At 63.4% G+C, this 13857-nt stretch carries 14 protein-coding genes; 6 read left to right on the top strand and 8 right to left on the bottom strand.

Features of this window, described 5'->3' with window-relative positions; all coding sequences use genetic code 11:
• Nucleotides 1–115: 115 nt before the first annotated feature.
• From JQ641_RS02285 to JQ641_RS02305, 5 genes are all read left to right on the top strand, one after another.
• The gene (locus JQ641_RS02285) at nt 116–1894 is read left to right on the top strand and encodes a glucan ABC transporter ATP-binding protein/ permease (protein WP_211994283.1); all 1779 of its coding nucleotides are present in this window, start codon (nt 116–118) and stop codon (nt 1892–1894) included.
• A gap of 238 nt (nt 1895–2132) precedes the next feature.
• The gene (locus JQ641_RS02290) at nt 2133–3590 is read left to right on the top strand and encodes a D-alanyl-D-alanine carboxypeptidase family protein (protein ID WP_211994202.1); all 1458 of its coding nucleotides are present in this window, start codon (nt 2133–2135) and stop codon (nt 3588–3590) included.
• 183 nt (nt 3591–3773) lie between these two features.
• The gene (locus tag JQ641_RS02295; RefSeq protein WP_192735292.1) at nt 3774–5456 is read left to right on the top strand and encodes a long-chain fatty acid--CoA ligase; all 1683 of its coding nucleotides are present in this window, start codon (nt 3774–3776) and stop codon (nt 5454–5456) included.
• Between the two features lie 28 nt (nt 5457–5484).
• Nucleotides 5485–6039, top strand: a complete 555-nt coding sequence (locus JQ641_RS02300) for a DUF924 family protein (protein ID WP_211994203.1) — start codon at nt 5485–5487, stop codon at nt 6037–6039.
• Nucleotides 6040–6147: 108 nt separating this feature from the next.
• The gene (locus JQ641_RS02305; RefSeq protein WP_192735294.1) at nt 6148–6633 is read left to right on the top strand and encodes a peroxiredoxin; all 486 of its coding nucleotides are present in this window, start codon (nt 6148–6150) and stop codon (nt 6631–6633) included.
• Between the two features lie 189 nt (nt 6634–6822).
• Here JQ641_RS02305 and rnhA read toward each other — a convergent pair whose 3' ends face one another.
• Genes rnhA through ispH form a run of 3 tightly spaced genes read right to left on the bottom strand, consistent with a single transcriptional unit; the run spans nt 6823 to nt 9245 of the window.
• Nucleotides 6823–7287, bottom strand: a complete 465-nt coding sequence (gene rnhA, locus JQ641_RS02310) for a ribonuclease HI (protein WP_192735295.1) — start codon at nt 7285–7287, stop codon at nt 6823–6825.
• Complete coding sequence (locus JQ641_RS02315) at nt 7275–8255, bottom strand: homoserine kinase (protein WP_211994204.1); 981 nt, start codon at nt 8253–8255, stop codon at nt 7275–7277. The genes rnhA and JQ641_RS02315 overlap by 13 nt, the downstream gene beginning before the upstream one ends.
• A 12-nt stretch (nt 8256–8267) precedes the next feature.
• Complete coding sequence (gene ispH / locus JQ641_RS02320; protein ID WP_192735297.1) at nt 8268–9245, bottom strand: 4-hydroxy-3-methylbut-2-enyl diphosphate reductase; 978 nt, start codon at nt 9243–9245, stop codon at nt 8268–8270.
• 220 nt (nt 9246–9465) lie between these two features.
• On the opposite strand from ispH, the gene JQ641_RS02325 reads away from it, so the two are divergent.
• Nucleotides 9466–10164 (top strand): DUF1013 domain-containing protein, encoded by a 699-nt coding sequence (locus JQ641_RS02325; RefSeq protein ID WP_192735298.1) that lies wholly within the window; start codon nt 9466–9468, stop codon nt 10162–10164.
• Nucleotides 10165–10259: 95 nt separating this feature from the next.
• Here the strand turns inward: JQ641_RS02325 and JQ641_RS02330 are convergent, their stop codons facing one another.
• From JQ641_RS02330 to JQ641_RS02350, 5 genes are all read right to left on the bottom strand, one after another.
• Nucleotides 10260–10520: a SemiSWEET transporter gene (locus JQ641_RS02330; protein WP_211994205.1), complete on the bottom strand. Its 261-nt coding sequence runs from the start codon at nt 10518–10520 to the stop codon at nt 10260–10262.
• Between the two features lie 70 nt (nt 10521–10590).
• On the bottom strand, nt 10591–10809 hold the full coding sequence (locus tag JQ641_RS02335; RefSeq protein ID WP_011665834.1) for an alkylphosphonate utilization protein: 219 nt from the start codon (nt 10807–10809) through the stop codon (nt 10591–10593).
• Nucleotides 10810–11015: 206 nt separating this feature from the next.
• Complete coding sequence (locus JQ641_RS02340) at nt 11016–11222, bottom strand: DUF6494 family protein (RefSeq protein ID WP_192735301.1); 207 nt, start codon at nt 11220–11222, stop codon at nt 11016–11018.
• A 13-nt stretch (nt 11223–11235) separates the two neighbouring features.
• Nucleotides 11236–11520 carry a hypothetical protein gene (locus JQ641_RS02345; protein WP_211994206.1) on the bottom strand — a complete coding sequence of 95 codons (285 nt, stop codon included), beginning with the start codon at nt 11518–11520 and terminating at the stop codon, nt 11236–11238.
• 222 nt (nt 11521–11742) lie between these two features.
• Nucleotides 11743–13653: a propionyl-CoA synthetase gene (locus JQ641_RS02350; protein WP_211994207.1), complete on the bottom strand. Its 1911-nt coding sequence runs from the start codon at nt 13651–13653 to the stop codon at nt 11743–11745.
• Nucleotides 13654–13857 lie beyond the last annotated feature (204 nt).

Raw genomic sequence — 13857 nt, forward strand, 5'->3', positions numbered from 1 at the left:
TGGAACGGGGCTCTAGATTCTTGTTTTGACGCGTTTTCTTCACGCGAACCGGTATCCACTTCGCTGGAAAACGCTCTAGACTGATCGCCCCGTTGCCCCCTCCACTGCTTGCGGCATATCCATGATTCGCCTTTACACCCGCGTGCTCGAGCTGCTCGGCAAAGAGGCGCGGCTGGGCTGGATTCTGGCCGGCGCCAATCTGCTGCTGGCCGGCGCGCAATTCGCCGAGCCCGTGCTGTTCGGCAAGATCATCGACGTGCTCTCCGGCAAGGCGGCGCCGGGTCCGCTGTCGTCGTCGGGGGCCTGGCCGTTGCTGGCGGCCTGGGTGGGGTTCGGTCTGTTCACTATCGCCTGCAGCGCCCTCGTCGCGCTCCATGCCGACAAACTGGCGCACCGCCAGCGCCAGGCGGTGCTGACCGACTATTTCGAACACATCATGCAGCTGCCGCTGACCTTCCACACCGGCACCCATTCCGGGCGGCTGATGAAGGTGATGCTGAACGGCACGGATTCACTGTGGCGGCTCTGGCTCGGATTCTTCCGCGAGCATTTTGCCGCGATCATGTCGCTGGTGGTGCTGCTGCCGCTGTCGCTCTACATCAACTGGCGGATGGCGATCCTGCTGTTCGTGCTGTGCGTGATATTCACGGTGCTGACCACGCTGGTGGTGCGCAAGACCTATGGCATGCAGAGCGAGGTGGAGGAGCATTACTCAAACCTCTCTGCGCGCGCTTCAGACGCGCTCGGCAACGTCGCGCTGGTGCAGAGCTTCGTGCGCATCGACGCCGAGGTGCAGGGCCTGCGCTACGTCGCCGACAAGCTGCTCGCGGTGCAGATGCCGGTGCTCGGCTGGTGGGCGCTGGTCACCGTGATCACCCGCGCCTCCACCACCATCACCGTGCTCGCGATCTTCACCGTCGGCATCTATCTGCACCAGCAGGGGCTGACCACGGTCGGCGAGATCGTGATGTTCGTTTCTTTCGCGACCATGCTGATCCAGAAGCTCGAACAGGTGGTCAGCTTCATCAACAGCGTGTTCATGGAAGCGCCGCGCCTGCAGGAGTTCTTCGACGTGCTGGACGCCGTGCCCGCGGTGCGCGACCGGCCCGGCGCCGTCGACACCGGGCGGCTCTCCGGCCTGGTCGAATTCAACGACGTCTCGTTCTCCTATGACGGCAAGCGGCCCGCGATCGAGGATCTTTCCTTCACCGCTTTGCCCGGCCAGACCATCGCGCTGGTCGGCCCGACCGGCGCCGGCAAATCGACGGCGATCGCGCTGCTGCATCGCGCGTTCGATCCGCAGTCCGGCATCATCAAGATTGACGGCATGGATATCCGCGCCCTGAAGCTGACCGCGCTGCGGCGGAATATCGGCGTGGTGTTCCAGGAGGCGCTGCTGTTCAACCGCTCGCTCGCCGACAATCTGCGCGTCGGCAAGCCGGACGCCACCGAAGAAGAAATGCGCATCGCGGCGTCGCGGGCCCAGGCGCTCGAATTCATCGAACGAAGCGACAAGAAATTCGAGACCCATGCCGGCGAGCGCGGCCGCATGCTGTCCGGCGGCGAACGGCAACGGCTGTCGATCGCGCGTGCGCTGTTGAAGGACCCGCCGATCCTGATCCTCGACGAGGCCACCAGCGCGCTCGACGCGGTCACCGAAGCCAAAGTCAACGCCGCTCTCGACGAAGTGATGAAGGGCCGCACGACCTTCGTGATCGCGCACCGGCTTTCGACCATCCGCAACGCGACGCGCATCCTGGTGTTCGACAACGGCCGCGTGATCGAAAGCGGAACTTTCGATGAACTGGTGACCAAAGGCGGCCGCTTTGCGGAACTCGCGCGGGCCCAGTTCATGGTGCAGGCCGAAGCGCGGGCCAGCATTGAGACACAATAGCCCTCCCCTGCAGCCCGCCCTGCGCCGCCATCCACGTTGAATTATCGGCGAAATTGCGTCTATTTCGTCCACGATTTAATTGCCCGGCCTCTGTTCTCGATCACCAAGCCGGTATAGGTTTGTAGCCGCCGTGAGCGACGGCGCAAATTAGGTTTCAAGATCGCACGCTTGAAACCCGAACGTCAGATTTCAGGACCTCCTTTTTCGAAGGCGGGTCTCAAAGGACCGGAACGCAAAAGTGCATTTTCTTCGCCCGCTGCTTCGCCATCCATTGTTGAACCTGATCCTGCTCGTCGCCGCGCTTGCGGTCGCAACGCCCCGCGCCGCGCATGCCGAGGCGTTGCTGGTGGTCGAAGCTGAAACCGGCAAGGTGTTGCAGGCCGAAAATGCGACGATGCCCTGGTATCCGGCGTCGGTGACCAAGATCATGACGGCTTACGTCACGCTCAAAGCGGTCAAGGAAGGACGCCTGCGCCTCGACAGCGTGCTGACGGTTTCGCCGGTGGCGGCCTCGCAGTCGCCGTCGAAGATGGGCTTCAAGCCGGGCACGCAAGTCACCGTCGAAAACGCGCTGGCGATGGTGATGGTGAAGTCGGCCAACGACATGGCCGTGGTGCTCGCCGAAGGCGTCGGCGGCTCTGTCGACGGCTTCTCGGGGATGATGAACGCGACCGCACAGCGGCTCGGCATGACGCAGACGAGCTACGTCAATCCGAACGGCCTGCCCGCCGATGGCCAGATCACCTCGGCGCGCGATCTTGCGATTTTGGCGCGTGCCGTGATTCGCGATCTGCCCGAATACGAATATTTCATGCACATCCCGGCGATCCGTTTCGGCCGCCGCACCACCAACAATTTCAACAAGCTGATCGGCCGCTATGCCGGCGCCGACGGCTTCAAGACCGGCTTCATCTGCGCGTCCGGATACAATCTGGTGGCCTCGGCGACGCGCGACGGCAAGCGGCTGATCGCGGTCGTGCTCGGCTCGACCTCCGGCCAGGCGCGCGCGGTGCGCGCCGCCCAGCTCCTGGAGCGCGGTTTTGCCAGCAACGGGCTGGGATGGCTGCGGCCCTCGCTCGGCACCGTCGACAATCTGGTGCCGATCGACGCCACGCCGCCGAACCTGCGCGAGGAGATGTGCAACGGCAAGCGCAAGCGGCCCGCCACCGATGAGGATGCGGATACCACAATGGCCGCCAGCAGTGCGGGCGAAAGCCCGGCGCTGGCCTTCTTTTCCGCAGGACTGCAGGCGCCGACGGCAAAGCCTTCGGAATTGCTCGCGACGGCGTACACCGCTGGCGAACCCATGGTGGTCTATACCGGCCCGAAGAAGACCGGCACGGAGCTGATTGCCGCCGTGGCCGCGGATGACCAAAAGCAGACCACGCGGCGCGGAAAGAAATCGCGGGTCGCGGTCGCGGCGAAGAAGCCGGACGCGGATAAGCCCAAGGCTGATGCCAAGACTGCCGCCAAATCCGACGCAAAACCGGCGGCCAAGCCGGCCACGGTCCGGCATGCGAATGTCAAACCGGACGCCGCCGCCGCAAAGCCTGCTGCCGCCGCCAAGCCTGTGGCCGCTGTCAAGCCTGCCGCAGCTGCCAAGCCCGCCGCCAGGCCTGCCGAAAAGCCGGCCGCGAAGCCCGCCAAGCCCAACGCCGCCGCAAAACCTAAGAGCGAATCCAAACCGGCTGGTTAACCGGCCCGCAAGGCCCCGCAATCAGGCGGTTTTCGCCCGTTCCGGACGTAGACTTGTCGATTCCCAATGCGTCGATAGCGCGCAACCGCTTGCCATCGGCTGCGGCATTCACAATACTGCCAAAAACGAGGCATCCCGGCCCAAGAATTCGAGAAATCGGGAACTAACCAGAGGGGAAATACCATGGAGCGGATCTGGCTCAAGCAATATCCGGCCGGCGTGCCCGCCGATATCGACGTCAATCAGTACTCGTCGCTCGTCGAGTTGCTGGAAGAGAGCTTCAAGAAGTTCGCCGATCGCAAGGCGTTCATCTGCATGGACAAGTCGATCAGCTACCGCGACCTCGACCAGATGTCGGCTGCCCTTGGCGCCTATCTGCAGAGCAAGGGCCTGCAAAAGGGCGCCCGCGTCGCGCTGATGATGCCGAACGTGCTGCAGTATCCGGTCTCGACCGCCGCTGTGCTGCGCGCCGGCTACGCGGTGGTGAACGTCAACCCGCTCTACACCCCGCGTGAGCTCGAACACCAGCTCAAGGATTCCGGCGCCGAGGCGATCGTGGTGCTGGAGAATTTCGCCACCACGGTGCAGCAGGTGATCGCCAGGACCGCGGTCAAGCATGTGATCGTCGGCAGCATGGGCGACCTGCTCGGCTTCAAGGGCGTGATCGTCAATCTGGTGGTCCGCAAGGTGAAGAAGATGGTGCCGGCCTGGTCGATCCCGGGCTCCATCTCCTTCAACGACGCGCTGGCCGCCGGCCGCGGCATGAAGCTCAACAAGCCGCAGCTCAGCCGCGATGATGTCGCCTTCCTGCAATATACCGGCGGCACGACCGGCGTTTCCAAGGGCGCGACGCTGCTCCACCGCAACATCCTCGCCAACGTGCTGCAGAACGACGCCTGGCTGCAGCCGGCGCTGAAGAAGCCGCCGCATGTCGACGAGCTGTTCATCGTCTGCGCGCTGCCGCTCTATCACATCTTCGCGCTGACGGCGTGCTTCCTGCTCGGGGTGCGGGCCGGCGGCGTCAATCTGTTGATTCCGAACCCGCGCGACATGCAGGGCTTCATCAAGGAGCTGATGAAATACCAGGTCAACAGCTTCCCGGCGGTCAACACGCTGTACAACGGCCTGTTGAACTCGCCCGGTTTCGAGAAGGTCGATTTCTCCAAGCTGAAGACTTCGTTCGGCGGCGGCATGGCGACGCAAAAGGCCGTGGCCGAGAAATGGCTCAAGGTCACCGGCTGCGCGCTGTCGGAAGGCTACGGCCTGTCGGAAACCTCGCCGACGCTGACCTGCAACCCGGCCGACACCGACAAGTTCTCCGGTTCGATCGGCATTCCCGTGCCCTCGACCTATCTCTCGATCCGCGACGACGACGGCAAGGAAGTGCCGCTCGGCGAAGCCGGCGAAATCTGCGCCAAGGGACCGCAGGTGATGGCCGGCTACTGGAACAGGCCGGAAGAGACCGCGAACGTCATGACGGCCGACGGCTTCTTCCGCACCGGCGACATCGGCGTGATGACGCCGGACGGCTACACCAAGATCGTCGACCGCAAGAAGGACATGATCCTGGTCTCCGGCTTCAACGTCTATCCGAACGAGATCGAGGAAGTGATCGCGAGCCATCCGGGCGTGCTGGAATGCGCCGTGATCGGCGTCCAGGACGCAAAGTCGGGCGAAGCGGTCAAGGCCTTCATCGTCAAGAAGGACCCGAACCTGACGGCCGAGGACGTCATCAAGTTCTGCGGCACGCAGCTGACCGCCTACAAGGTCCCCAAGCAGATCGAGTTCAGGGCCGACCTGCCCAAGACCAATGTCGGCAAGATCCTGCGCCGCGAACTGCGCGACGAAAAGAAGGCCGCGGCCTGAGACCGAACCGTGGAGCGAGCGTCGGATCATGACTGACGCTCGCGATACCGCGCCGGCCGACATCCTCAGATTTTGGCGAGAAGCCGGCCACGACCGCTGGTACGAGCGCGACGACGCGTTCGACGCCGAAGTGCGTCAGCGGTATCTCGAGCTGTGGCGGAAGGCGGCCGCGGGCGAGCTGTCGTCCTGGGAAGCCAGCGATGACGGCGCGCTGGCGCTCACCATCGTGCTCGACCAGTTTCCCCGCAACATGTTTCGTGGTGACGCCCTGACCTATGCGAGCGACAGGCAGGCGCGCGACGTCGCGGCCCGCGCCATCGACCGCGGCAGCGACAGGCGCATCGACCCGGCGTTGCTCGAATTCCTCTATCTGCCGTTCATGCATTCGGAGCATTTGCCCGACCAGCTGCGCTGCATCGAACTGTTCGGCGACACCGCTAATACCGAAAGCAAGGGATACGCCGAGCATCACGCCGACATCATCCGCCGCTTCGGGCGCTTTCCGCACCGTAACCGCATCCTGGGGCGCGAAACGACGCCCGAAGAACAGGCATTCCTCGACGCCGGCGGGTTTACCGGCTGATGACAGAACAGTGAATGCAAGGCGGCATTGCCGTTTCCGGGACACCGAATATTGTGCCGGTCGGCCGCAAGGGATAAGACCTATCCGCACATTGAGGGAGAATTCACGATGACGATCCAAGTTGGCGACAAGCTGCCGGAAGCCAAGTTTCGCGTGATGACGGCGGAAGGGCCGCAGGTCAAAACCACCGACGATATTTTCAAGGGCAAGAAGGTCGCGCTGTTCGCGGTGCCCGGCGCCTATACCGGCACCTGCCACAAGATGCATCTGCCGAGCATCTTCCTCAACGCCTACGCCATCAAGGACAAGGGCGTGAACACCATCGCGATCGTCTCCGTCAACGACGCCTTCGTGATGAACGCCTGGAAGCGCGACACCGACCAGCGCGACGAGGCCACCTTCCTCGCTGACGGCAATGCCGACTTCACCAAGGCCATCGGCATGGAGCTCGACGCCTCCGGCAACGGCCTCGGCATCCGCTCCAAGCGCTATTCGATGCTGGTGGAAGACGGCGTGGTCAAGAAGCTCAATCTCGAGCCGGCCCCCGGCAAGGTCGAAGTTTCCGGCGGCGATACGCTGCTGGGGCAGCTGTAAGCAGCGGCTTCCGCACTCACTCCCCTTCTCCCCTTGTGGGAGAAGGTGGCGCGCGCAGCGCGCCGGATGAGGGGTCTCTATCCGTAGAGACAGTTGTATCCGCGGAGAGAACCCTCACCCGTCGCCTCACTTCGTGAGGCGCCACCCTCTCCCACAAGGGGAGAGGGAAACAGAGGCCCCGCGGCCTACCTACGCCTTCAATCTCGCCATCGCGACGCCGTCGCGGGCCAACTGATCGGCGCGTTCGTTTTCGTCGTGGCCGGCGTGGCCCTTGATCCAATGCCAGCGCACCTCATGCGCCTTCAGCGCGGCGTCGAGGCGCTGCCACAAATCGACGTTCTTGACCGGCTTCTTGTCGGACGTGCGCCAGCCGTTCCGCTTCCAGCCATGGATCCACTCCGTGATCCCCTTGCGGACATATTGGCTGTCGGTGGTGAGATCGACGACGCAGGCTTTCTTCAGCGCTTCCAGCGCCGAGATCGCCGCCATCAATTCCATGCGGTTGTTGGTGGTGTGCGCTTCGCCGCCCTTCAATTCCTTTTCGGTGTCGCCGAATTTCAGGATCGCGCCCCAGCCGCCGGGGCCGGGATTGCCCGAGCAGGCGCCATCGGTGAAAACAGTGACATGCGGCCTGGAATCGCTCACGCAGCGCATCCCGCCTGCATCAGGCCGTAATCGCGCGCGGACTGGACGCTCTGGTGGAAGCGCAGCTTGCGGACATATTCGACCGGGTCTTTCGGCTTCACCAGCGCGCCCGGCGGCACGTCGAGGAAATCGACCAGACGCGTCAGCAAAAAGCGCAGCGCGGAGCCGCGCGCCAATAACGGCAGCGCATCCTGCTCGGCGTCGGACAATTTCCGCTCGCGGCCATAGGCGCCGAGCAGCGCGCGCGCCTTGGTGACGTTGAAGGAATGATCCGGCTCGAAGCACCACGCGTTGAGGCAGATCGCGACGTCATAGGCGAGGATGTCGTTGCAGGAAAACGGGAAGTCGATCAGCCCGGACAGCTTGTCGCCGAGGAAGAAGACGTTGTCGTTGAAGAGATCGCCATGGATCACGCCGAGCGGCAGATCTCTTGGCCAGTTCGCCTCGAGGTGATCGAGTTCGCGGGCGATGAAATCGCGCAAACCCGGCTGCACGCTGTCGGCACGCGGCGCCGACAGCTCGAACAGCGGCCGCCATCCATCGACCGACAGCGGATTTTTCCGGACAAGAGGAAAGTCGCCGCCCGCCAGATGCATTTTGGCGAGCGCCTCGCCGACGCCGCTGCAATGCGCGGCGTTGGGCCGCCGCGGCCACATGCCTTCCAGGAAATTGATGATCGCAGCGGGCCGCCCGACGAGATGGCTGTAGACTTCGCCCTGGCGGTTTTTCGCCGGCTGCGGGCAATGCACGCCGCGCTCGGCCAGATGCGCCATCAGCGACAGGAAGTAAGGCAGATCGTCCACCGCCACGCGCTTTTCATACAGCGTGAGGATGTAGGCGCCCTTGCTGGTGTGCATCAGGAAGTTGGAATTCTCGACGCCTTCGGCGATGCCCTTGTAGGAGAGCAATTCGCCGATGTCGTAACTCTTGAGGAACTCCGCGAGGTCTTCGGCGGCAACGTCCGTGTAAACCGCCATGGCAGACGCGCCCTAAGCTGCGTCGGGCCGCAGCGAACGCGGCAGCGGGAAGAATTCGTTTTCTTCCGCGGCCGAGACCGTCTCCACATGCAGCGTATAGCGCTCGGCGAACGCGCCCATGATCTCCTCGACGATCACTTCCGGCGCGGAGGCGCCCGCCGTGATGCCGAGGCTCTTGATGCCTTCGAACCGCGACCAGTCGAGATCGCTGGCGCGCTGCGCCAGCACCGAGACCGGGCAGCCCTCGCGTTCGGCGACTTCGCGCAGGCGCTGCGAGTTCGACGAGTTCGGCGCGCCGACCACGATCAGGGCGTCAACCACCGGCGCCACCTTCTTCACCGCAAGCTGGCGGTTGGTGGTGGCGTAGCAGATGTCTTCCTTGTGCGGGCCGGAGATGTTCGGGAAACGCTCCTTCAGCATCGCGACGATCTCGGCGGTGTCGTCGATCGACAGCGTCGTCTGGGTCACGAAGGCGAGGTTGTCCGGATTCTTCGGCGTGAACGTCTTGGCGTCTTCGTTGGTCTCGATCAGCGTCACCGCGCCCGGCGGCAACTGGCCGAGCGTGCCGACCACTTCCGGATGATGGGAATGCCCGATCAGCAGGATTTCACGGCCGCGCTTGAAATGGATCGCGGCCTCGCGGTGCACCTTGGTGACCAGCGGACAGGTAGCATCCAGCGAGAAGAAATTGCGCGCGCGGGCGTCCGCCGGAACCGACTTCGGCACGCCATGGGCGGAGAACACCACCGGTGCGTTGGTATTGTCGGGAATTTCGGCCAGTTCCTCGACGAAGATCGCGCCCTTCGTCTTCAGGCTGTCCACGACATAGCGGTTATGCACGATCTCGTGGCGGACATAGACGGGGGCGCCGTAGATCGCGAGCGCCCGCTCGACGGTGTCGATGGCCCGTACCACGCCGGCACAGAAGCCGCGGGGGGAACAAAGCACGATTTTCAGGTCTGGTTTGGCTGACGCCGATAAAGAGGTCATGGGGGCCATCTCGGGGACCGAATCACCCCTCGCCGGCGGGCGGGGAACGGCCAGTTCGTATAAGGACTTGGGGCTGCTTTTGGGCGCTGTCAAGGCACTTTAGCAGGCCATTGCGCCAATGGGCCCTCAAGGGGTATATAGGCCCGGAATTCCCGTCATCACCGATGACCGCAGACTTCGCCTCCAAAAAGAGGTGGGCGAGGCACAAAGGAGATTTGCCATGAGCAATGCACCGCTGATGCCAAAGGCGACTGCCGTGTGGCTGGTTGATAATACCGCGCTGACCTTCGACCAGGTGGCCGATTTCACCAAAATGCACCCCCTGGAGGTCCGCGCCATCGCCGACGGCGACGCGGCGCAGGGCATCAAGGGCATGGACCCGATTTCGACCGGCCAATTGAGCCGCGACGAGATCGAAAGGGGTGAAAAGGACCCGAACTACCGCCTCAAGCTCGGCGAAAGCAAGGTTACCCTGCCCCCGGCGGCCAAGAAGAAGGGCCCGCGCTACACCCCGGTGTCGCGCCGCCATGAGCGGCCGAGCGCGATCCTCTGGCTGGTGCGCAACCATCCCGAGCTGAAGGACGCCCAGATCATGCGCCTGGTCGGCACCACCAAGACCACCATTGCCTCGGTCCGCGACCGTACCCACTGGAACGCCTCGACCCTGACCCCGATGGACCCGGTGACCTTGGGCCTGTGCTCGCAGATCGAGCTCGATTTCGAGGTGCAGCGCGCCGCCAAGGAAAAGCCGGTCCCCGCCGCCTACGGCGGCGCCACCCTGCTGCCGGCCTCCGAGACCACGAAGAAGGAGCCGGAGTTCGAGCCGACCGAAAAGCAGCGCGACGACCTCAACGTCGACGCCGTGTTCGCCAAGCTGAAGACGATCGGCGGCAAGAAGCAGGACGACGACGAGGAATAGGTTTTTCCGTGTTCCGGTTACGGAATTTCAAACGCGGCGGGGCAACCTGCCGCGTTTTTGTATTTGTGAGCCTTTTTATTTCAAGGCTTGGGCGCTCAGCCGTATTTCAGCTTCATGAACAAAACTCCGCCGGCCAGCACGATCGTGATGGCGTTGGCAACGATCAGCGGCCCATCTCCGGAAAGCAGGCCGTACACCAGCCACAGCAGGATGCCGACCACCATGACGAGAAACATTCCGAGCGAAATGTCTTCCGTCGAGCGGGTTCGCCAGACTTTTACGAATTGCGGGACGTAAGCCAGCGTCGTGCACGTCGCGGCGGCAAAGCCCAGCAGCTTGATGGCAATCGGTTCCATGGGGTTCTTATAGCATCGATTCGAAGAATGAGCGGTAGTTGGCTGCGTACTTCGCTGCGGCGAACCTCCCTCATGCCTTCTTCAGAAACTCCGTGCGCAGCACCAGGCCCTTGACCTTGTCGGTGCGGCCTTCGATCTCGTCTTCGTTGTCGGTGAGGTGGATGTTCTTGATCACGGTGCCACGCTTCAGCACGGTGGAGGAGCCTTTCAGCTTCAAATCCTTGATCAGCGTGACGGTGTCGCCCTCGGCAAGCAGCGCGCCGTTGGAATCTCTGACCTTGATGTCCATGAAGTACGTCTTTCCGGAAAATATTGAGGTGCTTCTTTCTTCCTTCTCCCCTTGTGGGAGAAGGTGGCGCGAAGCGCCGGATGGGGGGTCTGTATCCGCAGAGGAATCTCTTTCCGCGGAGGCAACCCCTCACCCGTCGAGATGCTTCGCATCTCGCCACCCTCTCCCACAAGGGGCGAGGGGAAGGAAGGTCGCATCGCTCGGCTTTAGCCCAATTCGATCTCGCCGGAGATGTCATGAGTGAAGCTGACGCCGTCGATCGTCAGCGTCATCTTGGCCGGCAGCTTCTCGTTGCCCTTGAGGCGGCCGCTGGCGAGCGCGTCGCGGACGGCTTTTTCGATTTCGCGCTGCGAGGTGATGCCGACCTTCTTGAGAAAGCCGCGCAGGCTGGTGTTGAAAACGTCTTCGTTCATGATGACCTCCTGATCAGGGCCTGGTCGGATTGTTCAGCATTTGCTCGGCGAGGTTTCGCTGGGCACGGTCGGTGCGGGCGTTGGCGTTGCCGCGCTGCACGTCGCGGTTCTTGCGACAGATGACGTAGTCGTTCGACCCCGGCGCCACGTTGTTGGCGCGGCAGAACGCATCGTCGTCGGCGCTGGTATCGACCATGGTCGGCTGGCCCCGCTCCAGGCAGCCCGCCAGCAGCGGCGCGGTGAGCAGGAGGGCGATGAGAAGGCGGGCGATGAGAAGGCGGGCGGGGTTATGTCGCATGACTGATCCATGGGTCCGGTTTCGTCCTTGCCGGGCTTGACCCGGCAATCCATCGAAATCAAGGCATTTTCGGTGATTGATGGATGCCTGGGTCGAGCCCGGGCATGACGAGTAATTGTCATTCCGGGGCGATGCGAAGCATCGAACCCGGAATCTCGAGATTCCCCGATGCGCAATTGCGCACCTGTGGTTCGCGTCTTCGACGCGCCCCGGAATGACGCCCTACACCCTGCCCTTCAGCGCGTCGCCGATCTCGTCGAGCACCTTGGGATCCTCGATCGTCGCCGGCATGGTCCAGGCGTCGCCGTCCGCGATTTTCTTGATGGTGCCGCGCAGGATCTTTCCGGAGCGGGTTTTGGGCAGGCGGCCGACCGTGATCGCAAGCTTGAAGGCGGCAACCGGCCCAAGCTTGTCGCGCACCAGCGCCACCACGTCCTTTTCGACATCGGCGTGGCTGCGCGTGACGCCGGCCTTCAGCACCAGGAAACCGCAGGGCACCTCGCCCTTGATCGCATCCTTGATGCCGAGCACCGCACATTCGGCGACGTCGGGATGCGAGGCCAAAATTTCCTCCATGCCGCCGGTGGAAAGCCGGTGGCCGGCGACGTTGATGATGTCGTCGGTACGGCCCATCACGAACACATAGCCGTCTTCATCCTTGTAGCCGGCGTCGGAGGTTTTGTAATAGCCGGGGAATTCGGTGAGATAGGCTTCCTTGAAACGCGCCTCCTGCTCCCACAGCGTCGGCAGGCAGGCCGGCGGCATCGGCAGTTTGATGACGATCGAGCCCATGGTGCCCGCGGGCACCGGTCTTGCCGCTTCGTCGACCACATCGACCTGATAGCCAGGCATCGGCACCGTCGGCGAGCCGTGCTTGACCGGCAGCATGCCCAGCCCCACCGGATTGCCGGCGATGCACCAGCCGGTCTCGGTCTGCCACCAGTGATCGATGACGGGCACCTTCAACTGCTGCTCCGCCCATTCGACCGTCGGCGGATCGGCGCGTTCGCCGGCGAGAAACAGCGTGCGAAATTTCGACAGGTCGTATTTCCGGATGAAGGTGCCATCAGGGTCTTCCTTCTTGATGGCGCGGAACGCGGTCGGCGCGGTGAAGAAGGCAACCGCCTGGTGCTCGGAGATCACGCGCCAGAACGCGCCGGCGTCCGGCGTGCCGACCGGCTTGCCCTCGTACATGATCGAGGTCGCGCCATGGATCAGCGGCCCGTAGATGATGTAGCTGTGGCCGACGACCCAGCCGATGTCGGAGCCGCACCACCAGACCTCGCCGGGCTTGACGCCGTAGAGGTTGAACATCGACCATTTCAGCGCAACCAGATGCCCGCCATTGTCGCGCACGACGCCCTTTGGAATCCCCGTGGTGCCTGAGGTGTAGAGGATGTACAGCGGATCGATCGCCTTGACCGGCACGCATGGCGCGGCCTTGCCGGCATCGAGCGCGGCGCGGCGCAGTTGCGCCCAGTCGTGGTCGCGGCCCTCGTTAAGTTCGCAGGCCTGTTGCGGCCGCTGCATGATGATGCAGGTTTGCGGCTTGACGCTCGACAGCCGGATCGCCTCGTCGAGCAGCGGCTTGTATTGCACGATGCGGCCGGGCTCGATACCACAGCTCGCCGAGAAGATCAGTTTTGGTTTTGCATCCTCGATCCGGCTCGCGAGCTCCTTGGCTGCAAAACCGCCGAACACCACCGAGTGAACAGCGCCGATCCGCGCGCAGGCCAGCATCGCGAACACGGCCTCCGCCACCATCGGCATATAGAGGATGACGCGGTCACCCTTGGTGACGCCAAAATCCTGCATGACGGCCGCGAGCGTCTGCACCTCCTGCAGCATCTGCGCATATGTAAATTTGGTGACCGTGCTGGTCAGCGGCGAGTCGTGGATCAGCGCGACCTGATCGGCGCGCCCGCCTGCGACATGGCGGTCGAGCGCATTGTAGCAGGTGTTGACGACACCATCCGTGAACCAGCGGCCGTAGGGTCCCATCGTGGAATCGAAGATTTTCTTTGGGGCCTCGATCCAGTCGATTTCACGCGCCGCCTCGGCCCAGAACCCCTCGGGGTCGCTGAGTGAGCGGGTGTGGACGTCGTGATACCTGCTCTTTCCGTGGATGTTCATGGCGTTTCTCCCGTGGCCCACCCGCTCGTCAGGCCCGGGCTTGTCCCGGGCATCCACGTCTTTGCTGCCAGTTGGATAAGCAAGACGTGGATGGCCGGGACGAGCCAGGCCATGACGGCGCGGGCGACAATCATATTTGCCACGCATTGTCATGGGAAGTGGCGCCAGATCAAGCCGGAACAGCTCGGCGATCGGCTAAAGCCC

It is taken from the genome of Bradyrhizobium sp. JYMT SZCCT0180 (assembly GCF_018130165.1).
Lineage (GTDB): Bacteria > Pseudomonadota > Alphaproteobacteria > Rhizobiales > Xanthobacteraceae > Bradyrhizobium.